At 36.0% G+C, this 25,582-nt stretch carries 24 protein-coding genes, 1 tRNA gene and 1 pseudogene; 6 read left to right on the forward strand and 20 right to left on the reverse strand.

Going from position 1 to position 25,582, the window contains the following annotated elements:
* Positions 1–195: 195 nt before the first annotated feature.
* A pseudogene (locus tag I2F89_RS06215) lies at positions 196–2,787 on the reverse strand (HAD-IC family P-type ATPase).
* A gap of 162 nt (positions 2,788–2,949) precedes the next feature.
* Between I2F89_RS06215 and I2F89_RS06220 the strand changes: the two are divergent.
* Positions 2,950–3,738 (forward strand): MerR family transcriptional regulator, encoded by a 789-nt coding sequence (locus I2F89_RS06220; protein ID WP_324250205.1) that lies wholly within the window; start codon positions 2,950–2,952, stop codon positions 3,736–3,738.
* Between the two features lie 94 nt (positions 3,739–3,832).
* Here the strand turns inward: I2F89_RS06220 and nagA are convergent, their stop codons facing one another.
* The 4 genes from nagA to I2F89_RS06240 all read right to left on the reverse strand — a co-directional run bounded on the left by nagA (position 3,833) and on the right by I2F89_RS06240 (position 7,841).
* On the reverse strand, positions 3,833–4,981 hold the full coding sequence (gene nagA / locus I2F89_RS06225; RefSeq protein WP_195513826.1) for an N-acetylglucosamine-6-phosphate deacetylase: 1,149 nt from the start codon (positions 4,979–4,981) through the stop codon (positions 3,833–3,835).
* Positions 4,982–5,055: 74 nt separating this feature from the next.
* Positions 5,056–5,892: a helix-turn-helix domain-containing protein gene (locus I2F89_RS06230; RefSeq protein WP_195513828.1), complete on the reverse strand. Its 837-nt coding sequence runs from the start codon at positions 5,890–5,892 to the stop codon at positions 5,056–5,058.
* Between the two features lie 435 nt (positions 5,893–6,327).
* Positions 6,328–7,545, reverse strand: coding sequence for a pyridoxal phosphate-dependent aminotransferase (locus I2F89_RS06235; RefSeq protein WP_019724414.1), 1,218 nt, complete (start codon positions 7,543–7,545; stop codon positions 6,328–6,330).
* Positions 7,546–7,679: 134 nt separating this feature from the next.
* Positions 7,680–7,841 carry a hypothetical protein gene (locus I2F89_RS06240; RefSeq protein WP_169823223.1) on the reverse strand — a complete coding sequence of 54 codons (162 nt, stop codon included), beginning with the start codon at positions 7,839–7,841 and terminating at the stop codon, positions 7,680–7,682.
* Between the two features lie 64 nt (positions 7,842–7,905).
* Here I2F89_RS06240 and I2F89_RS06245 point away from each other — a divergent pair.
* A tRNA-Leu gene (locus I2F89_RS06245) sits at positions 7,906–7,988 on the forward strand.
* Positions 7,989–8,134: 146 nt separating this feature from the next.
* On the opposite strand, the gene I2F89_RS06250 is transcribed toward I2F89_RS06245, so the two are convergent.
* Together I2F89_RS06250 and I2F89_RS06255 are read right to left on the reverse strand one after the other, a co-directional pair.
* Positions 8,135–8,410 carry a hypothetical protein gene (locus I2F89_RS06250; protein WP_195513830.1) on the reverse strand — a complete coding sequence of 92 codons (276 nt, stop codon included), beginning with the start codon at positions 8,408–8,410 and terminating at the stop codon, positions 8,135–8,137.
* A 95-nt stretch (positions 8,411–8,505) separates the two neighbouring features.
* Entirely contained in the window at positions 8,506–9,198 is a 693-nt protein-coding gene (locus I2F89_RS06255; protein WP_195513832.1) for a DNA-directed RNA polymerase subunit omega, read from the reverse strand.
* A gap of 209 nt (positions 9,199–9,407) precedes the next feature.
* Between I2F89_RS06255 and I2F89_RS06260 the strand changes: the two genes are divergently transcribed.
* Together I2F89_RS06260 and I2F89_RS06265 are read left to right on the forward strand one after the other, a co-directional pair.
* Entirely contained in the window at positions 9,408–9,620 is a 213-nt protein-coding gene (locus tag I2F89_RS06260) for a DUF378 domain-containing protein (protein WP_010735711.1), read from the forward strand.
* Between the two features lie 400 nt (positions 9,621–10,020).
* Positions 10,021–10,653 carry a LysM peptidoglycan-binding domain-containing protein gene (locus I2F89_RS06265; RefSeq protein WP_195513842.1) on the forward strand — a complete coding sequence of 211 codons (633 nt, stop codon included), beginning with the start codon at positions 10,021–10,023 and terminating at the stop codon, positions 10,651–10,653.
* A 114-nt stretch (positions 10,654–10,767) separates the two neighbouring features.
* On the opposite strand, the gene I2F89_RS06270 is transcribed toward I2F89_RS06265, so the two are convergent.
* The 8 genes from I2F89_RS06270 to I2F89_RS06305 form a co-directional block, all read right to left on the reverse strand.
* Positions 10,768–11,145: a hypothetical protein gene (locus tag I2F89_RS06270; protein WP_229078057.1), complete on the reverse strand. Its 378-nt coding sequence runs from the start codon at positions 11,143–11,145 to the stop codon at positions 10,768–10,770.
* Positions 11,146–11,391: 246 nt separating this feature from the next.
* Positions 11,392–11,994 carry a hypothetical protein gene (locus I2F89_RS06275; RefSeq protein ID WP_071866408.1) on the reverse strand — a complete coding sequence of 201 codons (603 nt, stop codon included), beginning with the start codon at positions 11,992–11,994 and terminating at the stop codon, positions 11,392–11,394.
* A gap of 41 nt (positions 11,995–12,035) precedes the next feature.
* Positions 12,036–12,374, reverse strand: a complete 339-nt coding sequence (locus I2F89_RS06280) for an LPXTG cell wall anchor domain-containing protein (RefSeq protein WP_195513846.1) — start codon at positions 12,372–12,374, stop codon at positions 12,036–12,038.
* Between the two features lie 375 nt (positions 12,375–12,749).
* Positions 12,750–14,222, reverse strand: a complete 1,473-nt coding sequence (locus I2F89_RS06285; protein WP_086334571.1) for a helix-turn-helix domain-containing protein — start codon at positions 14,220–14,222, stop codon at positions 12,750–12,752.
* A 322-nt stretch (positions 14,223–14,544) separates the two neighbouring features.
* The gene (locus I2F89_RS06290; protein ID WP_074799729.1) at positions 14,545–16,038 is read right to left on the reverse strand and encodes a helix-turn-helix domain-containing protein; all 1,494 of its coding nucleotides are present in this window, start codon (positions 16,036–16,038) and stop codon (positions 14,545–14,547) included.
* 413 nt (positions 16,039–16,451) lie between these two features.
* Entirely contained in the window at positions 16,452–17,399 is a 948-nt protein-coding gene (locus I2F89_RS06295; RefSeq protein WP_074799730.1) for an ABC transporter ATP-binding protein, read from the reverse strand.
* A complete protein-coding gene (locus tag I2F89_RS06300) occupies positions 17,396–18,934 on the reverse strand; it encodes an ABC transporter permease/substrate-binding protein (protein WP_086334570.1) in 1,539 nt (512 codons plus the stop codon). Before I2F89_RS06300 ends, I2F89_RS06295 begins: the two co-directional genes overlap by 4 nt.
* Before the next feature lie 129 nt (positions 18,935–19,063).
* On the reverse strand, positions 19,064–19,279 hold the full coding sequence (locus tag I2F89_RS06305; RefSeq protein ID WP_010735720.1) for a hypothetical protein: 216 nt from the start codon (positions 19,277–19,279) through the stop codon (positions 19,064–19,066).
* A 511-nt stretch (positions 19,280–19,790) separates the two neighbouring features.
* Here I2F89_RS06305 and I2F89_RS06310 point away from each other — a divergent pair.
* Positions 19,791–20,456, forward strand: a complete 666-nt coding sequence (locus tag I2F89_RS06310; protein WP_071866403.1) for a YitT family protein — start codon at positions 19,791–19,793, stop codon at positions 20,454–20,456.
* 79 nt (positions 20,457–20,535) lie between these two features.
* On the opposite strand, the gene I2F89_RS06315 is transcribed toward I2F89_RS06310, so the two are convergent.
* The 5 genes from I2F89_RS06315 to I2F89_RS06335 form a co-directional block, all read right to left on the reverse strand.
* Positions 20,536–21,591 carry a zinc-binding alcohol dehydrogenase family protein gene (locus I2F89_RS06315; RefSeq protein WP_086334569.1) on the reverse strand — a complete coding sequence of 352 codons (1,056 nt, stop codon included), beginning with the start codon at positions 21,589–21,591 and terminating at the stop codon, positions 20,536–20,538.
* A 151-nt stretch (positions 21,592–21,742) separates the two neighbouring features.
* Complete coding sequence (locus tag I2F89_RS06320) at positions 21,743–22,435, reverse strand: hypothetical protein (RefSeq protein ID WP_066025374.1); 693 nt, start codon at positions 22,433–22,435, stop codon at positions 21,743–21,745.
* A gap of 62 nt (positions 22,436–22,497) precedes the next feature.
* Positions 22,498–23,466, reverse strand: coding sequence for a LacI family DNA-binding transcriptional regulator (locus tag I2F89_RS06325; RefSeq protein WP_010735724.1), 969 nt, complete (start codon positions 23,464–23,466; stop codon positions 22,498–22,500).
* A 157-nt stretch (positions 23,467–23,623) separates the two neighbouring features.
* Positions 23,624–24,385: an alpha/beta fold hydrolase gene (locus I2F89_RS06330; protein ID WP_071866401.1), complete on the reverse strand. Its 762-nt coding sequence runs from the start codon at positions 24,383–24,385 to the stop codon at positions 23,624–23,626.
* Positions 24,386–24,393: 8 nt separating this feature from the next.
* Positions 24,394–24,780, reverse strand: coding sequence for a hypothetical protein (locus I2F89_RS06335; RefSeq protein WP_071866400.1), 387 nt, complete (start codon positions 24,778–24,780; stop codon positions 24,394–24,396).
* A gap of 137 nt (positions 24,781–24,917) precedes the next feature.
* Between I2F89_RS06335 and I2F89_RS06340 the strand changes: the two genes are divergently transcribed.
* Entirely contained in the window at positions 24,918–25,466 is a 549-nt protein-coding gene (locus I2F89_RS06340) for a DUF2179 domain-containing protein (protein WP_019724126.1), read from the forward strand.
* Positions 25,467–25,582 lie beyond the last annotated feature (116 nt).

Raw genomic sequence — 25,582 nt, forward strand, 5'->3', positions numbered from 1 at the left:
AACGAGTCCAATTTTGACAAAACACATCAAAATTGGACTCATTTCTATTTTTGAGAAAGGACTATTGTCCCACTCTCGTTTTTACTAACTTATTTTATAAACTAGTCTCTTCCAATGTTACTTGGGTTTAGTGTGAATGAAAAGCACCTAGTTACTTTGCTATCTTTATATGTTTCATTTCAATAATATGAATGATCAAGCACCTACCCTGTAACTTCTAGCTGATAAAACATATTTTTCAATTTCTACTAAGAAGAATAAAAGTAATCCAGGTAAAAGACTGATGACGACTTCCGTACTTGATAGTAGGTTTGTTCCTAAAGCCATTCGTAATGGTGGGAACCAGATCATCGCGGCTTGAAGCAAGATCATGATCCCAATTGAATAAAACAATGCTGTATTTTTCCATAATCCTCTATCTAAACTAAATTCGCTAATCCTACGACAATTGATCATATAGAAGGCTTGACCAAACACCATTGCATTGATCAACACGGTCTGACGTGCATCGTTTGAGACATATTCCATCGCAGTTAAGCCTAAGATCGTTAAGATCATCCCTACATATAAAATGCGCATCAACGCATATCGTGACAAAATCCGTTCATTCAATGGTCGTGGTCGTCGACTCATCACTTGTTTTTCTGCCCGTTCAAATCCTAAAGCATAGGACAAGGTGATCGAAGCAACTAGATTCAACCATAAGATTTGCACAGTCGTCAAAGGTAATGGGTAGTTTCCGATCAATGAGAAAAGTAACAATAATCCTTGCGCCAAACATGTTGGTAAATAAAAGAGAATCGTTTTCTTCAAGTTGTCGAATATCCGACGTCCTTCTTTGACTGCATAAGCGATCGTCTCAAAATTATCATCGACTAAAACCATATCTGCTGCTTGCTTACTGACATCGCTCCCTTTGATTCCCATAGCAATCCCGACGTCAGCTTTTTTCAAAGCTGGTGCATCATTCACACCATCACCGGTCATCCCAACAATTTCACCTTGCGCTTGTAGATAAGAAACGATTGCCAATTTGTGTTCTGGTGTCGTTCGCGCAAATACATCGTTTTCACTTACTGCTCGTTGCCATTGTTGCTCTGACAGTTGATTCAGCTCTTTTCCTGTGATTGCTGTTTGATGATTTTGCAATCCTAGTTGTTTTGCGATGGCTTTCGCTGTCAGTGGATGATCGCCTGTGATCATTTTGACACGTATTCCTGCCTGTTGCATCGATTTCACTGCTTCAATCGCTGACTCTTTTGGTGGGTCGATCACGCCGCATAAGCCAATCATCGTCAATGCTTCATCTAGTGAATCATGAGATAAGTCTTTATCGCCGATTTCTTTCATCGCAAAAGCTAACACACGTTGCCCTTGACTCGCTAATTCCTCATTTTTCTTATGCCAACGTTTTTTATCGATCGATTGGCTCATACCTCTAGCGTCCATTTGTTGCCCCGCTTTTTCGATCAATACATCCGGTGCACCTTTTACGAACAAGATATTCTTCCCATTGATCTCATGAACAGTCCCCATGTATTTATACGCTGAATCAAAAGGGATTTTGGCAATAGGTGAATGGATTATCGCATTTTGTGTATTTGTATAACGTAATAATGCAAGTTCTGTTGCATTTCCTGTTGCAGGACAAGCCCCATCTGCTAATTGTGTTTCTTGACAATTATGCATCGCTTGTAACAAATATTCTTCAACTTTTGTATGCGATACTTTCGCAAATGTTTCAGGCGTATACCAATCATTTAATGTCGCTATATGAACTAAAGACATTTCATTTTTTGTCAATGTTCCTGTCTTATCTCAACAAATAACCGTCATCGCACCTAAGGTTTCTACTGTAGGCAATGTTTTTACGATGGCATTCTTCTTTGCCATTCGATTCACGCCGATCGACAAAATGATCGTTAAAATCGACGGCAGGCCTTCTGGGATCGAAGAAACGATCAAAGCAATGATCGCCGTAGCAATATAGCCCCATGTCATACCGTAATAAAAATACGAAACAAGAGCAATTAACAAAATCAATGCACTGATTCCTTTAAATATACTTGTATTCATTTCCTTGATTTTCTTCAATAATGGGGTTTCTTGTTCCTCAACAGTAGATAAAGAATGGCTGATTTTACCGATTTGAGTATTCGAACCTACTTCAACAACTACACCTAATCCATTGCAAGATTCAACTTTTGTGCCCGAAAAAGCCATATTTACTTGTTCAGCTAGTTCTGTATTTTCAGGTAAGCTCTCAACAGTTTTGCTGACAGAATGTGTTTCTCCTGTTAAAATCGCCTCATCCACTTGTAAATTGAATGACTCGATGATTCGAACATCTGCTGGGACGATATCTCCAGCAGTCAAGACGACTTGATCGCCAACAACCAAGTCTGCCGGATCGATCTCTCGTTTTTTACCATCTTCTAAAATCACTGCTTTATCACTCAATAATCCTTTGATACTATCTAAAGAAGAAGCTGCTTTTCGTTCTTGGAAGTACCCGATCATCGCATTTAGAAAAACAACTAAAAAGATCATGCCACCTTCCATCAATGCACCGGTTGCTACTTTCAATATCGCTGCCCCTAATAAGATGTACATCAACGCATCATGGAAATAAGATAAGAATTTTTGCCATTCTGGTGTTTGATCCTTTTCTTCCATTTTATTTCTGCCATATTTTTGTTGACGTTCCAGTCGATCACTCTCTGTGATATATTCTGTGACTTGAACTTGTTTGATTGTTTCTTCCGTTGACTTGTTATACCATTCCATACTTTTTCTCCTCCAACACTGACTAATCTATAATCAGATTACAGGTTAGAGTAACTCTAAGGTCAAGAGTTCAGTGTAAATAATTTAAAAATACTCGCTTTTTTGAATCAACTAATAGTAAAATGAGGGACAGATATAAACTATAAATAAAATCAAACGGAAGTGAATCGATTGAAAATCAATGAATTAGCAAAATTATATGATATTACTCCACATACTTTACGTTACTATGAAAAAATCGGTTTGATCCAACCAGATTATGACGATAACGGTTATCGAAATTATTCGTACAAAGAATTAGAACAACTAAATACGATTCGCGATCTGCGATATTTTGATGTTTCTTTGCCTGAGATCGTCGAGTACCTGAATAATAAAAATATCGATCGAACAAAAGAACTTTTACGATTTGAAATTGACTCCTTGCATCGTTTGATTGCAGAATCAAAAGAAAAAATTTCCTTATTAGATGATCGCTTACAGTTGATCTATGAAGTAGAAGATACTCCATTCAATCAACCGATCGTGATGGAACATCCGTTACGTCAAGTAATCAAAGACGATGAAATGACGACTAGCGATGATGTCGATTACGCATTGAAACAGCTGCATAAAAAACATGAGAAACACCTCAGTGCCAACAATCAAAATTTATTTGGAAGTATCTTACATGAAGAGTCAGATCCTTTTGCCTATCAAGTCTTTTATTTCTATCCAGAAACTGCCTCTTTGATCAACGAGGTGTCCACGTTACCATCCGGGAAATACTTGACCTACACTTACCAAGGAGCCTACGAGCAACAAGTCACAGGCATTCAAGAAATAAAAAAATATGCACAAACACATCAACTAGAATTAAAAAGTCCATTTTATGAACTCTATCTCGTAGATTTCCATGAAACCAATGACCAGAATGAATTTATTACACGCTTAGAAGTATTGATCCAGTAACCAACTATTTATCTAAAAAACAGCACAAAAAAACAGCCAAAAGAGAGTAAAGCTACGAGTTGCTTCTTCCTTTTGGCTGTTCATTTATGCTTTTTTACGCATGATAACGTTCAACACCATCTAAATAGGTGGCATCTAAGGTCATGTCAGGATTCAAGACGATGAAATCAGCATCTCTTCCTTTAGCAATCTTTCCACATGTATCGTCGATCTTACAGCTAACTGCAGGAACGTACGTAGCCATCATGATTGCTTGTTCTGGTGTAGCTAAGCCCCAATCTACGACATTTTTGATTGCTTCTTTTAATCTTAGGATACTTCCAGCTAGATTTCCAGATTCTAAGCGAGCCGTTCCATCTTTTACGACTACTGGGAACTCACCTAAATTGTAGTTACCATCAGGCATCCCACCAGCCATCATGCAATCCGTGATCAAAGCCACATGTTCATGTCCTGCTTTTTCCATCAGGATCTGTGCTGCATTTGGGTGGACATGGTGACCGTCACAAATCAACTCAGAAAATACGTGATCCAATGATAATAACGCGCCGACCATACCTGGCTCACGATGGTTCAAGCCGCGCATCCCGTTAAACGCATGAACAAATACACTTGCACCTGCTTCAACAGCTGCTTGTGCTTCATTGATCGTTGCATTACTATGACCTAAAGCAACGACAACGCCTTCATCTGTTACTTGTTTTACAAATTCTTCCACACCTGCGCGTTCTGGTGCTAATGCGATTTTTTTGATCAATCCGCCTGAAGCTTCTTGCCATTCATTGAAGACTGCCAGATCGGGGTCGCCAAAATAACTTGGGTTTTGCGCGCCTTTATGCTCTTCTGTAAAGAATGGTCCTTCAAAATAGATCCCTTTGATTTTAGCGCCAGGAGCTTCATGGTACATATTTCCAATCGTCTCTGCCACATCTTTTAGACGTTCTTTACTAGAGGTTAATGTTGTAGGTAAAAAGGCAGTTACCCCACAAGATAATAAGCCTTCTGACATGGCTTTGATTCCTTCTGCGTCATTATCCATAACATCGTGATTCATAAACCCATGAATATGTGTGTCTACAAGTCCAGGGGCGATCCATTTACCGCTTTGATCAATGATCGTTACTTCACCTGTTGGTTTTTCTGAAAGATATTCGCCAAAAAGCCCATCAGTGATTTCAAGATATCCAGTGTTTTTCACACCAGATGCTAAAAAGAATTTGTCAGCATAGATATAAGTTCTCATTCTATTCTCTCCTTTGATGATCTACCTTTAAATTACTCTTATTTACGAAAGAAGTCAAGAATGGTCTACACCATTTATATACTTTTAGCAATCTTTTTTACTGCTTGAGCTAATTCTTCATAAAACAATGCTTTTGATAGTTCATTTTGCTGTTTGTAGATCAAACTTTTTAGAATAAATAAATCATTTAAATAATAATAGCTATTTTTTTCTTGTGCCCAACGAATCCCTTGATTCACTTGTTCAAGAGCTGCTTGGCGTTCTCCTTGATGAAATAGAAAACTACCATAATTATAAAAAATCTGCGTCAATTCGCTTTTGTTGTGCTCGTTGATCGTATCATGCAAGAGTTGGACACTACGACTTAAATAATATCTTGCTTCTGTACTTCTCCCTGCAACCCCATAAACTTTACCAATACAGCTGATCAATTGGATCTCGATATCACAGACATGTGTCCGATCTTTTTGGCTGGAGTAAGTCAATGCTTCTTTCAAGTAACTAAGTGCCTTTACTAGGTTTTTCCTTATTGTAAATTCACAAACACCTAAATAATAATAATACCGTTGAAAATCCTCAGCTGAATAGAGATTCTCTGTCACCTTCGCTGATTTTAGTTCTTGTTCTAATTTACGATAATCTCTTTTTAAAAAGTAAAGGTCCAGAAGATCAAACTGTCTAGTTGCTGCTCGCATCTTGTCCTTGGATAAGTTCATTACATAATCGATCGTTACACCAAGCCTGTGACAGATTTGGGCCATCACTAATACATTTGGTAACTCTTCGTTATTTTCGATTCTACTTAGCACACTTTGAGAACAAATGCCTTGTGAAAGCATTTGTTGAGTCATTTTTTGTTCTTTTCGGATTTCTTTGATGATCGTACCAAAGGAATCGACTAATGCTTCCATAAGTATCCCCCTCTCAAAAAAAATATGCGTATTCGCATGACTACATGTATTGTACTTGACTACTTTGTAAACTTCAAGAAAAGTCCAATAGCAACGAATCATTTTTCAAAAATTGACATTAAAAAAACGCCTCGGTATCCGGACGGCTTTTAGGTGAAGTCGTATTTACTTTATAAAAAAACTTGCCAATCACATCGTTTTTACTACTCGTTGGCTATTACTCGAAAATGGTTATTGCAGGTGTTAAGTGAGAATAAACCCCAGACAAAAACGGTTGATTTAGTGAAGTAAGCAAACGCCTATAAGAATCGTTGATTCCAATTTTTATAGTGATTCACTTACTTCATAAAATCTTGATTTGTCCCGTCAGTTACTCGCTTGCGCTTAAAACTACCTACTTAATACACACGCACAACAGCCAAAATATGACATTTCCTATCTTTGTTGGTAGGTTGTCAGGAATTCACGCATTTTTTTCGCCGTTACTTTTAGATCGTCTAATTTTGGTAAGTAAACGATTCGAAAGTGGTCTGGATCAGGCCAGTTAAAACCGCCTCCGTGAACCAGTAAAATCTTATGCTCGTGTAGAAAATCTAATACGAATTGCTCATCATTGGTAATATTAAAGCGTTTCGTATCGATTTTTGGAAAGATATAAAATGCTGCTTTCGGTTTAACTGCTGATAATCCAGGGATATCGTTGATTGCATTATAGATGTATTCTCTTTGTTCGTAGATCCGTCCACCTGGCAATAACAATTCATCCACACTTTGGTAGCCACCTAATGCAGTTTGAATGATTTGTTGTGACAGGACATTTGAACAAAGACGCATAGAGGAAAGCATATTCAACCCTTCGATATAGCCTTTTACATTTGATTTGTCACCACTCAACACCATCCAGCCGACACGGAATCCCGCCACACGATGTGATTTAGATAGGCCATTCAATGTGACAACGAATAGATCAGGTGCTAAAGTCGCAATCGGGATATGCTCTAAGCCGTCCATCACTAAACGATCATAGATTTCGTCTGAATAAATGATCAATTGATGTTCTCGTGCGATTTTCACGATTTCTTCTAATAACTCTTTCGGATATAAAGCTCCTGTTGGGTTATTAGGATTGATGATCACGATTGCCTTTGTCCGGCTAGTAACTTTGGATTTGATATCCTCAATATCTGGATACCATTCGGCTTGTTCATCGCATACATAATGAACTGGTTTTCCTCCAGCCAAAGAAACAGAAGCTGTCCATAAAGGATAATCTGGCATTGGCACTAATACTTCATCGCCATTGTCCAGTAGCCCTTGCATACACATCGTGATCAGCTCACTGACCCCATTACCAGTATAGATATCATTGATCGTCACATTTGGAAATTTTTTCAATTGACAATACTGTTCAATCGCTTTTCGTGCAGAAAAAATCCCTTTTGAATCCGAATAGCCTTCTGAATCTCTAGCATTCATGATCAAATCACGGATCACTTCATTTGGTGCCTCAAATCCAAATGGTGCTGGATTTCCCGTATTCAATTTTAAAATACTGATGCCCTCTTCTTGCATTCGCTCTGCTTCTTCAAGAACCGGTCCCCGGACATCGTAACTTACGCCTTCTAATTTGTTGGATTTTTCAAATTCTCTCATAGTGATCCAATCCCTCGTTTCAAAAAAGTTAGAAATTTCTGATTATACCTATTTATTTCCATATCATACTCCATTCATCTGATTTTTGCCACCGTTTTAAAAAAATCCTAGATGAAAATCAACTTTTTTTACTTTTATCTTTCATGTCGATCGTTCCAAAGATTTGCTGCCCAATCCATAGCGATCCCAATGATCACACCTAAGAATATCCCCATGATCAATTGTCCGAATGCTGATCCAATGATCATGCCTGCCACCATTCCTAAAATGGAAAATTCTCCATCATATTTATTCATGATTTTCCTCTTTCATATCTTGACATCTATTTCGTTACTCGCTATGATTAAAGTGTTGTTTCTTGCAGACGTGATGGAACGGCAGACATGCAAGATTGAGGGTCTTGTGAGCGCAAGCTCGTGTGGGTTCAAATCCCATCGTCTGCATAAATAAGTAAAACTCATGGTTTATGCCATGAGTTTTTTTGTTTTTATTTGAAAAACAAGGCAGTTCAACGAGTCAATTTACATTTTTTTCTACCTATATAAGAGTAATCCATTCGTCATTGCTATCAAACATTGTTTTTGTTCTCTCATTCGATGATCTTCTGTTTAGGGAAGAGACTATTTTCAAAAGCGACAACAATGTTTGGTTTTTCTAATACCGTGTAGTCTTTGACGACAAATTGCTTACGGTTATTATAGTAGCCTTTCACAAATATCTTCATTCCTTCATCGACATCGGCAATAAAATTAAGACTATGATTAGCAATCAAGCAATTCTCTGACCCTAAAGTAAAACGGATCAGTGGTCGTTCCCCTAGTTTGATCGTTCTGATTTTTGAGACCGTGCCATATTTTCTTTCCATTGTCATCTCTCCCCTCATCACCATTATACGAACAAACGTTCCGTTTTTCAAGTGATTTTCCTTGAAAAAAAACTCTAAAAAAGTATCTTTAACGTCTACTTATTCACTTGGCGATCAACGATTTGTTGAGATTTTTCCGCCGTTTGCTTTGCATCGTTTCTCGCTTTTTCTAATTGTGCGATATAACTTCTCAAATTACTATTTTCTGCTGAAATAGTTTCTAATTGTTTCTTCGTGGTTGCTAAATCAGTTTGTAAATTTGTTTTTTCTCGATTTAATTGGTTGATTTGCTCGTTTAACTGATTGACAGTACTTTGCATCTCTGTATATTTGCCCTGAATCTCTTGAAGTCTAGTATTCCATTGACTATTTAGGGTGTTGATTTCGTTTATTTTTTGAGTGATTTCATTGATCTTATTGTTGATTTCGATTTGTTTGTCATTTAGTTGGCTTTCTTTACTGGTTAATTGGTTTTGTAAATTTGCATGTTCAGCAACCAATTGGCTCTTTTGCGTTTCCAAGTCAGTGATCTTTGTTTGGTATTCTTGCGCTTTTGTTTGTATGTTTTGAAGATCTTGATTTTTTATCGCTAATTGACTATTCAAGTCAGTGATTTTTTGGTTATGGCTTGTTAACTGTTGATCAAGTTTTTCTAAATTTTCGTTGATCTTAGTGATATCAGATTCCCCACCCCAGAATAAAACTTCTCCTGCAAACCGTGTGCCCGTATAACCAATCCCCCCTAGCAACAATGCAATCAATCCAGTAATCATCCATTTTTTTTTCATGTTCTTCTCCTTAATAAATATTATTATTTTATAACCAGCTAAATCTAATCTTTTACTTATCTATTGTCAAGACATATCTATTTTTAATTTTCAAATTCTATAAACGTTGAAATGAAAGGACTATAAATTAAATTACAAGCAATATTTTAGTACAAATTCTTTAATTGTTTTATAATAATAGTATGTCATATAGGAAAGGGGTAATTTCAATGAAAACATTAGATATGATTGCTTTAACATTGTTGATTGTTGGAGGATTGAACTGGTTATTAGTCGGTTTATTAGAATTTGATTTAGTTGCGACGATTGCAGGCGGCTCTACGACTATTTTAGCTAAAGCTATATATATTATTGTTGGGATTTGTGCTATTTATTGTTTGAAATTCTTTCCAATGATCTCCAATCGTGTAGAACATCAATAATTGGGATTTGATTTTTTTAGAACATGGGGCAAACATTTGCTCCATGTTTTTTTATTGATTAACTTCTTCGTATTGTCGTCTATAGACTTAAGAATAGCTATTATGATTGATTGATATCCAGCCATTTTATCTTCTACAATAGAAAAAACATATTTATTGCCCGCTTAATATTTTCTTAACTAATTTTTCTTATCAAAAAACGAGAACATACATTCTTTTAATCAAAGGAAAGAAAGCGTTTTTCGGTTACATATGTTTCGTTAAATATTACAAAAAAGGTAGCTTTGTCATAAACTGTTACGTTTTTATCACCTATGAAATGTCTCATCATGGTAAAGTATTACTCGTTAGCGAAAACAGCTAATCAAAATAACTTTTTAAAATACGAAGGAGATCTTTCATGAAATCACTTAAAACTATTCTTTTTGGAACAACTTTGGCCGCCGGCGCTGCATTATTTATGGGTACTTCTGCACACGCAGACGAAGCCTACACTGTTCAATCAGGTGATACTTTATCAACGATTTCTCAAAAATACGTTGGTGACAACTCCTTGATCCAAACAATTGCCGAAGCGAACTCAATCTCAAACATTCACCTGATATTTTCAGGTCAAGAACTAACTATTCCTACTGGTGAGCAAGCAGCTGCTCCTGTCGCTACTCAAGCGCCTGTAGAACCTGTTCAAGAAACAGCTCCAGTTGTGGAAACACCTGTAGTGGAACAAGCTCCTGTAGTGGAACAAGCTCCTGTAGTAGAAGAAGCGCCAGTTGTGGAACAAGCACCTGCTACTGAAGTAGCTGTTTCAACTGGTACGAACGATGCCAAAGAATGGATCGCACAAAAAGAATCTAGCGGTTCTTACACAGCAACAAACGGACGCTATATCGGCCGTTACCAATTAGACTCTTCTTACTTGAACGGTGACTACTCTGCTGCCAATCAAGAAAGAGTAGCAGAACAATATGTTGCCTCTCGTTATGGCTCTTGGGAAGCTGCACAAGCTTTCTGGTTAGCTAACGGTTGGTACTAAGAACGATTTAACATTGAGTTAAAAGCAAAATAAATAAAAAATTGGAAGGCTCGAAAATAGATTATCTATTTTCTGAGCCTTCCATTTTTTATTTATGTTAACTTCAATCAGCGATCAACTAATATTGATTGTACCATCGATCGTTGTTGTATTGACCAATTTTTCTTCGTTATAAATATTGTATAAAATTCTAACATCATGACTGCCAGCATCAGGTAGATTCTCAAAAGGGATAGAGTCTATTCGGTTGTTTGGAGGAATCAATCCTGATTTATACAATTGTTTATTATTGGATGCTAGATAGTATTCTACTTGGATATTGAATGCATTCTGACCATTATTACGTACATCGACACTTGCTTTTCCTTCTTTATCAACCTCTATATCATGTTTCAAAAGAATACGCATTTTGTCTTTATCCACTTGATCTTGCATTGCTTTTAAAATATCTTCATTACTCAATCTTGACAGATTATCATCTAAATCAGGCAACCCTGCCACTACTTGAGGAGGAGATTGATTAAAAATAAAAGTATCCGCCAATCCCTGCTACAAGACATACGAGTAGCAAAGAAAACAAGATATAAGTTCTCTTCTTTTTACTATGATTCTTTTTTTCAATATTATTACTATGTGCCATTTTTCTCAACCTCCTTTCTCAAATTATAAGTGAAAAGTCTGTCATTCAGACTCTTTCTACTAAATTAGGTAATGGAATACTTATCAACTTTGCTAAGATTAGTTAGCCAATGCAGAAAAATGGAATGACATCGTGTATGCAGGTGTCACAATAACATCTTGTTGGAATGGACTAGTGATTGCTCCTTCAAATTTCAAGGATTTTGTTTGGCCTGTCCCAATAGTTGTCAAATAAGTACGAGTATCCAAGAACTGTCCAGAAGCACTTTGCAAACGAACCGCTGCTTCATTTAATGGTGTAAAGAACAAATCTTGAGTGATCCCAGTTGAGCTTGTCTCCGCAAAACTTTCTACTTCGATCATCACTCTATGTGAAGTTGAATTATTTGTCATTGCATATAATGGTGAAACGATCTCTGGTTGAGGCGTTCCATCTTCTGCCATCGCATTTGCATATCTTACAGTCGTAGGGATCGTGATATCGATATAGCGTTTATCTTCTGGATCAACTGGATCCCATTCTCCGATCCACCCTGAAACTTGAACATCGGCTTTGTCATCACCTTTAATCGTTTGCCCCGGTGTATTATCTGGTTGTCCAGGAATCCATCCCAAATCATTGGCAGCAGCGTTCATTGATCCAAGTCCCAAACCACTTAATAAAATTGTAGATACAATCGCTAAATTACTTAGCTTCTTCATATTGAATTTCTCTCCTTGCTGAAATAACCTATATTATTTCACTAAATTTTTTGTAGTCGTTCTTCTTTTTGATTGAACGTATAAAACAATCCTATCGAAAAAAGAGTAAGCAATAAACCGATCAAAGCAATTCCATTGGTCAAACGTTCCCCAGTTTGTGGGAAATTAGAGGAAGAACCTTCACTTTTTTTTGATGTTGGACCTGTAGCTTGCTGTTCTTCATTTTGGGTACTCTGCCCTGTGTCGTCTTGATTTTCGGAACTATTACCTAAATCACCGATCGTTGCTTCGACATGAACTGTTTGTATTTCTGATTGTTGAGCATGATAGACAGTTGGGCTCATAACGCATAACAGCAACACACCTATCATGTAATACATCGTCTTTTTTATCTTACCCTTCACCTCCTAATATAAACGACACGATTCCCACAAAACAATTATCCTTAAAAAACCAACACTTTTAAAACCAAGTTTTACCGCCAGTTTGGTAAATAAAATAAGAATATATAGTTATTTATTTTAGTAACAAATACAAACAAGACTTACACTTATTGACTAATACCCCATATATAACAGTGATAAGATAGCATTATAGAGTCCATATGAAACCAAGAAAAAATAAATAACATATTATTTTAACCAACCAGTCTGAACTTTTCTTAATAATTCCCACCAAAAGAAATAATTGAGTAAGATATCGCGGAATCGAATAACTATCCTGAAACAATTGCCAACTGATTTTTGTATAGTAGATCAAATCTCAGCAAGTTCATCCACTTTGATGTGATAGTACTCGACCAATTTATCAATGATCGCTTCATCTAAATAGTTAGAAATCCCAAGAGTAGGCACTTCAAAGTAGTCATTGGAATATATATCTGTCAGAAGACAATCAAACTTTTTTAAATAATCATTTTGTATTTTTGTCGCAGGGTTGAGAATCTCTATATTGATATTATGTCGAAAATAAAATTTGATTTCCTCTTTGAGCATACGCATATGATCATAAGAACTATCTAATAATAGTGCGACATGGAGTTTTATCTTTTGCTTCCGTACTTGTACCCATAGCTCTGACCAGGAAGTCAACAACTTGAAGACGGATTGATGGATCATTTCATCTAGATAGCTATGAAATGCAGATCCTAATGTCTGATAAATCTCAAAAAAACGTTCTTCTAGATCTTTAACTAGTGTGGGACTGTCTCTTTTTACGTTTTGAAAGAATTCTCGTTTCTTATTATGTAAAATATAGGTGGGTCTTACCATATTCATGGTTGTCCAATAAATATCATGAATCAATTGATCACGATTTTCACAAACTATACCAAACTTATTTTCTAAGTATTCTATTACTTGATTAAGTTTATTTTTTTGATTTACTGCATCAACTTGGACATTTAAATATTGTAATCGTAAAGTTGGATGAATCGGTTGATAAAACTCATAGAAAAGTTGTTGGAGGTTTTCTTCTCTTAGATGGACAGCAAAATTTTCATCGATACGTCCTAAAAGTTCTGTTTCATTTGCGAAATGTTGAAAAATAAACGGTACATTCCCCGATATCAACTTATAATCTTGCTTTAAACGAATAAAACATATAAATAAATGAAATTTCATATTTCCTAAAAACAAGTGGCTGTCATTATTGACTAATGCCCAGATCGTATTCTCTTTTACAAATACTTCGATGATATCCGTGATCAGAGAGATATCATCGATTTTCATTAGATTCTCAGGTAAATTATATTTTTCTGCAAAGAAAGCAGAAAAAAAATCTCTAATATTCCCTTCATTACCTACAATATCGAGATGATTATTGATTTTAAAATCATACTTACTGATGACTTGATTAATTCGATTAATAATACGTGATACTTGTGTTTCAGATATATATAAACTATCACTTAGATCATCTTTTGAACTTACTTTTCTAAAAAATAGTGTTTCAAGTAAGGTGTATTCCAAACTCTTACTCAAAATTTTTGAATAGATGAATGCTTTCGGTGTTTTCAGATTTTTCTTTAGCAATACTCCTGATCTAAAGGAGGTTTCAATTGTCAGTGGTGCAATCATCTCATTGATTTGCGAAAGATCATTTCGAGTTGTTTTTTCTGAGCTTTCGATCATTTCGGCTAATTCAGCTGTCGTCATCCACTGAGTATCCCATAATATTTCCAAAATCTTCAACTGACGTTTCAAACGTCCATCTAAGATTTCTCTCATTTCGTTTCCACCTCTCCAAACAAAAAATATTGAACGTCTACATTATTTTTAACATAGTGATTTATCTAAAAATAATCTCAATCTACCGACTGCTTGGTAAAATAACGATAGAACTTATAGGGAAATGTATTGAAAATATCAATAATTCCATCATTAAAAAAATTGGTATAGTTGAATAAAGATAAGGTATTCTCATTTATTCAGTGATTGCTCTATTTACAACTATTTTCAAAGTGAGTATTTACCAATGGTTTATTGGATTTTTATTAATTAAGAACAAGAAAAGATATGCCAGTTTAGGCATATCTAATAAATTGGATTATTAAATAGATTGCATCACAAGTTCTTTTCTAAATAACTGGATACTTTCTTTTCTGTTTATAATAAAAGTATGCAATTTGTGAATGAACTCATTATCGAAATAATGGGGAATACCAATGACCCTCGATTGTTCGACGGACCCTCGGATTGTACAAACATCTGTCAACACACAGTCATATTTTTCTAATTTTGCTTGGCTAAACAGATCAAATGGTGACAAGATATCAACGGAATATGTACTTCTAAAATGCATTTCGATTTCTTCTTTTAACATACGCAAATGACCGATGGGTACATCCAAGATCAATGCGGCTTTGATCTGATGAGTCTTTTTCATCTCGATCCTAAAATCAGACCACTGCGTAACCAAACTATAAATCGATTGATACACCATATTTTTCTTATCAAATGCTTTAAGTTCAAGTTCTTCATATATTTCTGCAAAACACTCTCTTAATTCAATCATGATCGTTTGATTTTCACCCATTAATTCCAAAACAAATTCTTCAATCACATTATTCAATATAAAAGTCGGCCCAGTGATTCGAAAACTACTCCATAAAATGTCAGCAATCAATGTATCACTATGGGAACACTCAATATTAAATCGTTGGGATAAATCTTTGATCAGTCGTTCAATTTTACTATGTAAGGATGATTGGAAAATACCTAACTGTTGACAAGATCCGGTCACTTTAAAAGGTTCGCAATAGTTGGCAAATAAGTTGTATAATACGTCTTCGTTCAGTTTAATTTCAAAGCATTCTTTGCATTTACGTTTTAATTCTTCATCATTCAAAATCGTTTTGTAGCTAAACACAGTTGCTTTTTTTTCAATAAAAGCACCTTGCTTACATCGATATAGCGCAGCAAGTACTTTTAAATGTATTTTATTTAATAAAAAATGATGTTGGTCATTCGCTTCAATAATCGTTATGTTTTCCTCATAAAAACATTGGATCAATCGATCGATTAATTCAAACTCTTCTTTTAAAAGAAGCGTTTCCGCTGAAAGATATTTTTCATACATCAAACTAGCAAATAATTTACGAATATTTATCTCTGAACCTTCAATCGTCAATTCGTGACTGATTTGTATCGAAAATTTATCTAAAACTGAATTTAGCTTGGTCAGCAAGCGGTTCAACTGTGTCTCTGAAATAAACAAGCAATCACATAACTCACCTTTAGTAAGATTCGGATTGATAAAAATTTCTTCAATGATCTGACATTCGATGCAGTTTTGTAAAAATAAAGAATAAAGATGTGTCTTTGAGACTCCGAGTGTTTTATCCAAGAAAACACCATGTTTAAAAGATGTTTCAATTTTAAGCGGTTTGATTATTTCATTCAAATGTTTGATATCCGTTCGTATCGTCTTTTCCACTCCCCCGATGACTTGAACAATTTTTGATACGGTCAACCATTCATTCTCCCACAGCAATTCTAATAATGCCAATTGCCTGGTACTTTGTTTATTTAATATTCCTTTCATTTTACTCCCCCAAATCTAATAAAAAAGCACAGTAATAAACAAAAAAATAACACCCCGACTGTGATTTTTCCATTTTTTTCTTATATGATTATTCAATTTTTATTTAAAGTTATCATTGAAATAAGATTTCCCCAAAAATATATGTACTATTACTTAATCATAATTTTAAAATATAAATCCCCTTATGTCTACAAGAAAAATGAAGATAACGTGAGATATTTTTAATTTTTGACTAAATAATATCCGTAATGATAAATGATCGAGTAAAAGCATCCAAAAAATTATGCCTTTATTCGATCATTTCTTTATTTGTTATTCTAATACGTTTTTAAATAACTTTTATTGATTTATACCTTCTTTAGTGCAGTTATCTAAATAATTCATGGATCACATATCTAAAACATCCAAATGAATCAAATCTGCTTCCCACTTAAAAATGCAAAGACATTTTCTCTAGATATCTCTCCAATAGGTATTTCTTGCTTGTAGATGTTGACTTTTTCGACTTTTTCTAATTGAGCAAATAATTGTTTTAATGGTGTATCAATCTGAACCACTCTTCGTTGTTCAGTGATCTCTTTCTCAAAAAAGCCAGCAAGAATAAGTTGTTCAACTGTCTGGTCATTGTCTTGGATCGATTCCTCGAAGAAACTACGAACAAAGTCATTTTCAGGATGCATCAATAATCGCTCTGGTGTATCACATTGGATCAATACCCCTTCTTTCATCACAGCGATCCGATCCCCTAATTTGATTGCTTCTTCCATGTTATGGGTAACAAAAACAATTGTCGTACCTAATTCTTTATGAAGTGACAAAACGAGCTCCTGTAAGGAAGTTCTTGATAGAGGGTCCAATGCACTGAAAGGTTCGTCCATCAAGATCACTTCTGGATTTGCTGCTAGTGCCCGAATGATCCCTACACGCTGTTGTTCTCCTCCAGATAATTCTTGTGGCATTCGATCACGATAGACATCGGGATCTAAACCAACTTTTGCCAGTAACTGATCCGAAGTCTCGGATCGTTTCTGTTTTTCCCAGCCTAACATTTCAGGGATCACTTCGATATTCTGCTTGACAGTCATCGTTGGAAACAATGCGATCTGTTGCAAGACATACCCCATTTGCCAACGCATTTTTTGCAAGTTATAGTCCTTTAATGATTTACCTTTGAAATATACCTCCCCCACACTTGGTAAAGACAGCCCATTGATCATTTTTAGTGAAGTTGTCTTGCCACTTCCCGAAGGACCTACCAATACAAAGATCTCTCCCTCATTGATCGAAAGGTCTAATTGTCTAATTGCATATTTATCATTAAAGATTTTCTGGACGTTTTTAAATTCAATCAGTTCGGTCAATTGTTACCCTCCTTCACTAACCCTTGGTCAACCAGAAATTGTCTTGCCACTTCAGCTGGTTGTTTTTTCTCGACATTTACTTGATAATTCATCGTTTGCATCTGTTCCTCAGTTATTTTACCGCTAAGTTTCTCTAGAGCAGCCACGACTTCTGGATGGTCATTGGCAAAATCTTCATTCATCAACGGTGCGCCTTGGTACGTAGGGAACAATCCCCGATCATCTTCTAGGACGACTAAATTGTATTGTTTCAGTTCACTGTCGGTCGAATAGGCATCCACAACATTGACATCACCATTATTTATTGCTTGGTAACGTAAACTAGGTTCCATGCTTTGGACACTCGGAAAATCTAACTGATAAAGTTCCTGTATCCCTTTGTACCCATCCGCACGATCGATAAATTCTAACGTGAATCCTGCCTTGATTTGATTCTCGATTTTAGCTAAATCAGAAATTGATTTTAATTGGTGTTCATCCGCAAAGTCACGTTTAACAGCAAGAGCATATGTGTTTTGATAAGCCATCGGACTTAAAAGTGTCATTGAGAACTGTTCATTTAACAGTTTATTGGCCTCATGATAAGTTTCTTCTTTGGTTAATTTTTGGTCCTTGACTGATTCAGGAACTGTAACCAAACTCTCTAATACTGTTCCAGTAAACTCTGGATAAATATCGATTTGTTTGTTTTCTAAAGCACTGAATAAAAAACTCGTTTTGCCGAAATTCGGTTTTAATTCGACTTCCGCTTCGGTTTCTTCTTCGATCAACTCTTTGTACATCTGGATCAATATATCTGGTTCTGCACCAAGCTTACCGGCAATCGTGATTTTCTCTTGTTTCAAGAAACCAGTTTGATATATGGAAGCACCTGCGACTAAAGTCAAAATCAAGCCTAAAGTGATCATCGTATAACGAGGTTTCAAGTGTTGTAATAGACGGATCAAGCTACTGAAAACAATGGCTAACAAGGCAGAACTGATTGCGCCGATCAAAGTTAAAACAGGTGTATTCCGATCGATCCCTAACAAGATAAATGTTCCTAGCCCGCCTGCACCGATCAAGGCTGCTAATGTTGCTGTCCCAATGATCAATACCAACGCAGTGCGGATACCTGAGATTATGACAGGCAGCGCGATGGGTAACTCTACTTTGATCAATCTTCGAAAACGAGACATCCCAAAAGCAACTGCTGCTTCTTCGATTGATGGATCGATTTCTGCTAACCCTATATAAGTGCTTTGAAATATTGGTAATAAGGCATATAAAATCAAGGCGATCAACGCCGGTAAAGTGCCGATCCCTACAAATGGAATCAATAATCCTAAAAGTGCAAGTGAGGGAATGGTTTGCAGTACACTCGTTACTTGTAACAAAAATTCTGCCATTCTTTTATGGTTGACTGCCCAAATAGCAAGTGGGATCGCAATTACTGCGGCAATCAATAATGCAATCAATGAAATAGATAAGTGCTGAAATGTTGCTGCGAATAATTCTTCTTTTCTCTCATTGAGCGTTTCGATAAACGTATTCATATGACCTTCCTTTCTGTTCTCCTTTAAGTATAAACATAGCGAAGTAAATCCCCAACTAAGTTGTTTTAAAAAAAACTTGCAATCGACTAGATGGTGAGAAGTGATTGCAAGTTTTGTTTTTGTATTTAGTTATTTTGAATCATACGTAGCTCTATGTTGATAGAAGGTTTCTTCATACCTGCGTTTTCGTTCATTTTGTCGATACTTTTTTTCATCCCACATCACAAACCATAATACAAACGAAGGTAAAAAAATCAATAATGCTGTTTGTAACCCATAATTACCTATAATAATTCCAAAAAATAAAATCAACAACATCGCACCAAAACGTCTCATTGATTGCATCTCTGATCACCTCTATTATTTTATACCGAACAATTGTTCGCTCTTTTATTATACGAACAATCGTTCCCGTTGTAAAGTAGAAGTTGGAATTTTGAACAAAAAAAAACAGCCAGTAACTTTTAAAATCTCGTGGGGGAGATACTTGTTTACTGGCTTGTTCAATAATTATTATACTTTAAGTTGTGTGTCAGTGACCAAAAAAGTAAAAATCGGTTGTTTTAACATCATAATCGTTAAATTTGATAAAATAATTTATGTTTTTTTATCTTTAAATATATTTTTTTATTTATCACGCTCTTTTATTCACTCTTTTTTTATCCCCTAAATTATGCACTACATCTTTTTACAGAGAATCATTTTTGATTTAAATGATTGTTTTACTAGGAGTGATTGACCGAAATTAAATATGCTTCATTATGTATATTTTTTTCTATTTACCTATTGAATTTATAGAGTCGTTCAGTGTAATATAAAGATTGCTGAAAATTTTCAAAAAGAAAAGAGGTTAGAGATGAAACAAGTAAAATTTTTATTAGACTTATGTGGAATTATTTTGGGGGCTGCTCTTTATGGATTAGCGGTAACCGGAATCAATCTCCCTTCAAAATTAGCTGACGGTGGTGTCACAGGAATTGCTCTTTTACTTAATCATTTATTTGGCTTTGCGCCTTCCATCACCTCACTGATCATAAATTTACCTTTATTGCTGATTTCCTTGTTTATTTTTGGAAAACATGCATTTATTCGAACGATCGTCGGAACATTTTCTCTAGTCTTCTTCTTGCATGTATGGGAAAATTTAAATGTCCACTTTGCTGTTGGAAATCTTTTAGTGAATAGTCTAATGACTGGCATTCTTTCGGGAATCGGTTGTGGCTTAGTTTTTCGTTTTGGGGGCAGCACTGGCGGAACAGATATCGTTTATCAAGCAATTGAAAAATATTATCATGTGAATATCGGGAAAAGTCTATTTGTTATCACGTTTGGGATTTTAGTTGTGTCTTTGTTGTATTTGGATTTTACGCATTTTGCCTATACTCTTTTGAGTTGCTCAATTTTATCTTATACATTGAATAAAGTGAAGTACTTCCGCTTCGCTAATCCTTTCAAAAAAATCACAGCTCCATCCCCAACAGTCAATCAATTAGAGCCTCTGGAAGATTCATATATAGATTGAACCATTATCATAAAAAGCAACTACCTTCTCAAATAGTCTTCTATTTTGAGAAGGTAGTTGCTTTTTATAGTAATCCTTACTAGATGTCTTGTAGATCCAGTGAACCACTGGTTTTGAACCCACCCGACAGAACGACTTTTCCTTGTTGGCCACCTTCACTCACCAACTTCATCGCTTGTTCAAGTGAAGCTCGGTTGATACCGTCTGAGTAAACAGTTGTTACGTGGCTATGAAGTTTATTTTCTTCAAATAACTTTGTCAATGTCTCTAGGATCGCGCCTTGTGTTGCGATTTCTTTATTATGATCTGTTTTTGTGAAAACATACTCCCAATGGAAGCTGATTGAATCATTTTTATATTCATTCCAATCGATTTTCTCTTTTGTATTGACGATCATGCCAATATGCCCTAAAGGTTGAATGATTTTTTTTATTTCTGGTAGGTAGGATTCAATATCATACAACACTGCGATATAGTCAACACCATCGCTCCCAGCTTGTTTTAATTGGTCATAAAGAGAATGATGGTAATCAATTGGAACGTCTACGCCATTTTTTTCAAGCCATCCAAAATTTTGAGGACTAGCGGTAGCATACACTTTCATCCCCGTCCACTTCGCTAGTTGCGTCATGATCGAACCAACACCACCTCCCCCATTGATCACCAAAAGCTCTTTCCCTTCATTCGCTTTTTCTTGAGGAACTAATTGAAACTTTTCAAATAGCAATTCATAGGCAGTAAGTGCAGTCAATGGAATCCCAGCAGCGGCTTCGTCACTAAGATTCTTAGGAGCTTTCGCAACGATCCGTGCATCAACGATTTGATACTCTTGTTGACTCCCTTCACGTTGAGTCGTTCCTGCATAATAGACACGGTCATTTAGCTTGAAATCCTTTACAGCCGAGCCCATTTCCCGAACATAACCCACGCTATCATAGCCGAGTACGGTAAATGTTTTTTCTTTGACGATTTCTCTTCGCTTCGTATCTACAGGATTGATCGAAAGTGCTACAACTTCGATCAATAAGTCGTGTTCGCCAGGTTTTGGTACCATAATATCTTCTTCAATCAATTGCGGATAAGGGGTCTCACAAGTAAAACCAAACCTTTTCATTGATGAGGGTCTATTTATCATTTTACTATTCCTTTCTACTGCAATAATATAGTCGGTCAAAAAAAAGCTGTTCCACTCCAACCTCCAGACATTTTTTCACAAGTCCTGCTTGTTTCTTATTTGTCTGAATGTTTGAAGGAACAACTTTTTCTCATACTTGAGTAGTCACTACTTATTGGAAATAACCATTGCCTTTCAAGGAATTACCTTGGTCATTGATCAGGCCTTCCAACGAACGATCTAATACTCCGTGAGTTTTCTTACTTGAACTTTTCTCTTGGTTCATTGTTACACCTTGTTTTCCATCATAGGGTGTATTTTCTGTTTCAAATAAAAGATACGCATTCTTTTCTTTTTTGATCGAAGCGAGCAATTCTTCTTCAGAGATTTTATTTTTTTTCGGATCAGGAATGATCGAAGCTGGTACGTACTTAGGTACAAAATAAGAACGTTCTCTTCCCGAACGATTGAATACACTTCGTGATTGGCTTGTTTTTTCCTGTGTTGGTCTTTGCTCTGAAGGACTGGCATGACGAGTATAGCCGAAATTCGTCTGACTGTTTCGTTTTGTTTGTGTTTTTTTACTCTGTCTATAGTCTGGCAAATTTTGTTTATGTTTTGCTAGATTTGCTTTTTGTGTCGAAGCATGCCGAACATTGACTGTCGAATGAGGATTTTTTTCATTTTTTGAATAATCTTCAAAATGAAATTCATTGATTTGTTCGAACAATGGTTTGTCGCTTGTATCGGTCATCAGATCATCTTGCCCGTCAAACAGCACACGTCTATTTTCATTTTTTAACTTTACCCCTATATGATCATCGTATGCAGGAAAGCGAAAATGTTTTCGTTTGATTTCTGTCATGTAAACCATCCTTTTTAAGTGGACTTTCTCTTATAATAGCACAAATCGTCTATTTTCTATAGCTAAGCGTTAGTCTTATTTAACTTTCTTGTCGTTTCACGAATGATCAATTCTGGGAAAAAGTGGCGATATCCTTGGCTTGCTCCTTTTTCAGTAATTTTCTTTAATAACATTTCGCCGCACACTTCCCCCATACGAATGATGTCTTGTTTAACGGTAGTCAGTTTTGGGGAACTGATTTGATCAAGAAATACGCCATCAAAACCAATGACGCCAAATTGATCGGGTAACTGCCCACCAACTTGTGTGATGCCACGAACAATACCAAGCGCTAAGCGATCAGAACTACAAACAAAACACGTTTTATCTGAAAATTCATCCCAATGTTCTGTGATATATTTTTCTGGTGTGGTGGAATGATTATCAAAACGCAGCATTTTCGGAGTTAGCCCAGCCTCTTCCATCACTTTTAGATAGCCCGCTTCTCTAGATAGTTCAAAAGGTTCTGCTTCATCGATGCCGATATAAACAACCGTTTGATAACCAACTTCTAAGGCATATTGTGTCGCTTTGGCGGTTCCGTATTGATTATCGCTATCAACATAATCATAGCCCATACGATTTTCACCAAATAACACAACTGGCTTTTCTAGACGATTGATCCAATCAAAATCTCTTTGACGCACGCCAGTGATGATATAACCATCGCAGGACCCAACATCAAAAGCATCGTTGGTCACTAATTGCAAGGAATAGTGCTCTTTACCAATCCTTTTGGCAATCCCCATAAGTAAATTCATATAATAGGGTTCCGTGGTATCGATTTCCTCAAGAATAAACAACTTGATGATCTGTGAACGGTTTGAAACTAACGCTTTTGCTGCAATATTCGGACGATAATCCAATTCAGCCATGGCGGTAAAAACTAGTTCCTTTAGCTCATCAGTGACTTGCTCTGGATGATTGATCACCCGAGAAACCGTCATTTTTGAGACATTTGCTCGTTTCGCTACATCTGCCAATGTTGGCATAAGATCTCCCCTTCCATGCCTAATTACATAACTATAGTCATTATAGCAAAGATTCGTGCTAAAAAAGAGCAACTCTCAAGTAGTTCTGAAAAAAAAGTCTACCAAAGAAAAAATTTTCTCTTTGATAGACGTTTTACCTAGTTAGACCTCTTACTTACTATATAGACACAGACATCATTTGGCTCAAAAAATCCGCTGCTTCCTCCATCAATGGGACTTCTACCATATGACGTTTTTCCGAAGAAGCACGAAAGACGATTCCCTTACCATAAGACTTATCTTGGTTTTTTTCGACAAATTTAGACACTTGTCGAAAAGGAATCTTTTCATCTTTTTCACCATGCCAGAAAAATAAAGGACGACCTGCTAGTTTTTCTGGTTGTAAAGATAGATCATAATGGTTGACCCATGAAATCAAGTCAAAATAATCATCTGGCACCTTATATTGAAATTCTTGCGCTCTGCGTGAAATTTCATTGCCATATTCAAGTGGTGCTGGTGATCCCATCAAACAAATTCCGCCAGTGATTTCTGGGTGTTTGGCTAGCAATGCACAAGTGGTCATTCCACCCATTGACACACCACCCACAGCTAATTTATCTGAAAGAAGTTCACGTTTTTTTAGATGTTCGATCAATGTATCAAACTCGAATAGATTCCCGTAGATACTACTCCAAAAAGTAAAGGAAGGAATTTTTGAAACGGGTTGTTTACGCTCGCCATGATTCATCGCATCTGGAAGCAAAACTCGCATCCCTTTTTTAGCCAGTTTTCTACCTTGAGTCAATACAAGCTCCTTGCTTGTCTGCCAACCATGATAGTAGATCACTACTGGGATTTTCTCTGTCTTCAACTCTTTTTGGACAACTTCTAATACGGGTATGTTTTTGATGGTTCGTTTCAAAATAATTGGATTCACTGATTGATTCACCTGATTTTCATTAGATTGGTTGACCGTAAAGACAACCATAAACTTAGCATGACTTGTACAAGGCATAGTAGCCCAAATGCAATAGTATAAAAATCCATCCTTTTGACAAAGAATAACATGGCGAATATTCCTATGATTCCTAATCCTATGGATAAGGCTGGAGAAATCGACATGTTAAAGAAGCTAGCCACACTACCAAAAATATTACCAATAAACACCATTAGAAAAAGAAAAATACTTAATATTACCCCATCAGTTAGTGAGATTGGGAATAACAAGGAATTCGCTTCAATGGGTTGTTGGATCGCATGGGTCCCTAAATACATACTAAGAAAAATACTACATATATGACTGACTCCAATGACCCTGTTCATTCGCTTCATCGCGCTCACCTGACTCTCTTTATAATTCTATTATAATCATTTTATCATTTTTTTAAAGTAATAAACGTTTATTCTTTTCTTCAATCGCATTATTTCTGATATGATGAACATAGACGCTACTGAAAGGAGTTCTTATTATGTTCGATCCAAAAATGTTAGCGATGATCTTTTTCATCAATTTCGCTTACATCACATTAAATACCTTACGCTTTATGTTGACCATGAAAGGCTATCGCTACATCGCTCCATTAGTTAGTATGGTTGAGATCACTATTTATATCGTTGGTTTATCTCTGGTTTTAGACCGCTTAGATAATCCATTGAATTTGTTCGTTTACGCGTTAGGCTATGCTGTTGGGATCAGTGTTGGGATTGCCATTGAGGATAAATTAGCACTAGGATATATCATGGTAACGACGATCCTACCAGCAAATACTTCAGAGGATAAAAATTTGCCGATCATTCTTCGACAAAATGGGTTTGGAGTGACACAAACGTCAGCAACTGGTTTAGAAGGTGAACGGTTAGTCTTAGAGATTTTATCTCCACGTAAAAGTGAACGTGAGCTTTATCGCTTGATCAAAGAAGTCGAAGAACGTGCTTTTATTATCTCCTACGAACCAAAATATATTTCTGGCGGATTCTGGACAAAGAAAGTGCGCAAACGCCGAAGCAATGTGAAATGAATATACAAAAAATAAACGATGATCCGATGAATTTATTTCATCCGACCATCGTCTATTTATTTGTTTTATTAAAAACCATCGACAATTCCTCATCATTTTGTTATTATATTGTATAT

It is taken from the genome of Enterococcus sp. 1001283B150225_161107_E12 (assembly GCF_015556925.1).
Lineage (GTDB): Bacteria > Bacillota > Bacilli > Lactobacillales > Enterococcaceae > Enterococcus_B > Enterococcus_B mundtii.

What these genes read in the sequence shown, in the direction of transcription:
- nagA (WP_195513826.1), bottom strand. Translation starts at nt 4,981, where the DNA reads ATGAGAACTTATATCTATGCTGACAAATTCTTTTTAGCATCTGGTGTG.
- I2F89_RS06230 (WP_195513828.1), bottom strand. Translation starts at nt 5,892, where the DNA reads ATGGAAGCATTAGTCGATTCCTTTGGTACGATCATCAAAGAAATCCGA.
- I2F89_RS06235 (WP_019724414.1), bottom strand. Translation starts at nt 7,545, where the DNA reads ATGAGAGAATTTGAAAAATCCAACAAATTAGAAGGCGTAAGTTACGAT.
- I2F89_RS06240 (WP_169823223.1), bottom strand. Translation starts at nt 7,841, where the DNA reads ATGAATAAATATGATGGAGAATTTTCCATTTTAGGAATGGTGGCAGGC.
- I2F89_RS06250 (WP_195513830.1), bottom strand. Translation starts at nt 8,410, where the DNA reads ATGGAAAGAAAATATGGCACGGTCTCAAAAATCAGAACGATCAAACTA.
- I2F89_RS06255 (WP_195513832.1), bottom strand. Translation starts at nt 9,198, where the DNA reads ATGAAAAAAAAATGGATGATTACTGGATTGATTGCATTGTTGCTAGGG.
- I2F89_RS06260 (WP_010735711.1), top strand. Translation starts at nt 9,408, where the DNA reads ATGAAAACATTAGATATGATTGCTTTAACATTGTTGATTGTTGGAGGA.
- I2F89_RS06265 (WP_195513842.1), top strand. Translation starts at nt 10,021, where the DNA reads ATGAAATCACTTAAAACTATTCTTTTTGGAACAACTTTGGCCGCCGGC.
- I2F89_RS06275 (WP_071866408.1), bottom strand. Translation starts at nt 11,994, where the DNA reads ATGAAGAAGCTAAGTAATTTAGCGATTGTATCTACAATTTTATTAAGT.
- I2F89_RS06280 (WP_195513846.1), bottom strand. Translation starts at nt 12,374, where the DNA reads ATGTATTACATGATAGGTGTGTTGCTGTTATGCGTTATGAGCCCAACT.
- I2F89_RS06285 (WP_086334571.1), bottom strand. Translation starts at nt 14,222, where the DNA reads ATGAGAGAAATCTTAGATGGACGTTTGAAACGTCAGTTGAAGATTTTG.
- I2F89_RS06290 (WP_074799729.1), bottom strand. Translation starts at nt 16,038, where the DNA reads ATGAAAGGAATATTAAATAAACAAAGTACCAGGCAATTGGCATTATTA.
- I2F89_RS06300 (WP_086334570.1), bottom strand. Translation starts at nt 18,934, where the DNA reads ATGAATACGTTTATCGAAACGCTCAATGAGAGAAAAGAAGAATTATTC.
- I2F89_RS06305 (WP_010735720.1), bottom strand. Translation starts at nt 19,279, where the DNA reads ATGCAATCAATGAGACGTTTTGGTGCGATGTTGTTGATTTTATTTTTT.
- I2F89_RS06310 (WP_071866403.1), top strand. Translation starts at nt 19,791, where the DNA reads ATGAAACAAGTAAAATTTTTATTAGACTTATGTGGAATTATTTTGGGG.
- I2F89_RS06315 (WP_086334569.1), bottom strand. Translation starts at nt 21,591, where the DNA reads ATGATAAATAGACCCTCATCAATGAAAAGGTTTGGTTTTACTTGTGAG.
- I2F89_RS06320 (WP_066025374.1), bottom strand. Translation starts at nt 22,435, where the DNA reads ATGACAGAAATCAAACGAAAACATTTTCGCTTTCCTGCATACGATGAT.
- I2F89_RS06325 (WP_010735724.1), bottom strand. Translation starts at nt 23,466, where the DNA reads ATGCCAACATTGGCAGATGTAGCGAAACGAGCAAATGTCTCAAAAATG.
- I2F89_RS06335 (WP_071866400.1), bottom strand. Translation starts at nt 24,780, where the DNA reads ATGAAGCGAATGAACAGGGTCATTGGAGTCAGTCATATATGTAGTATT.
- I2F89_RS06340 (WP_019724126.1), top strand. Translation starts at nt 24,918, where the DNA reads ATGTTCGATCCAAAAATGTTAGCGATGATCTTTTTCATCAATTTCGCT.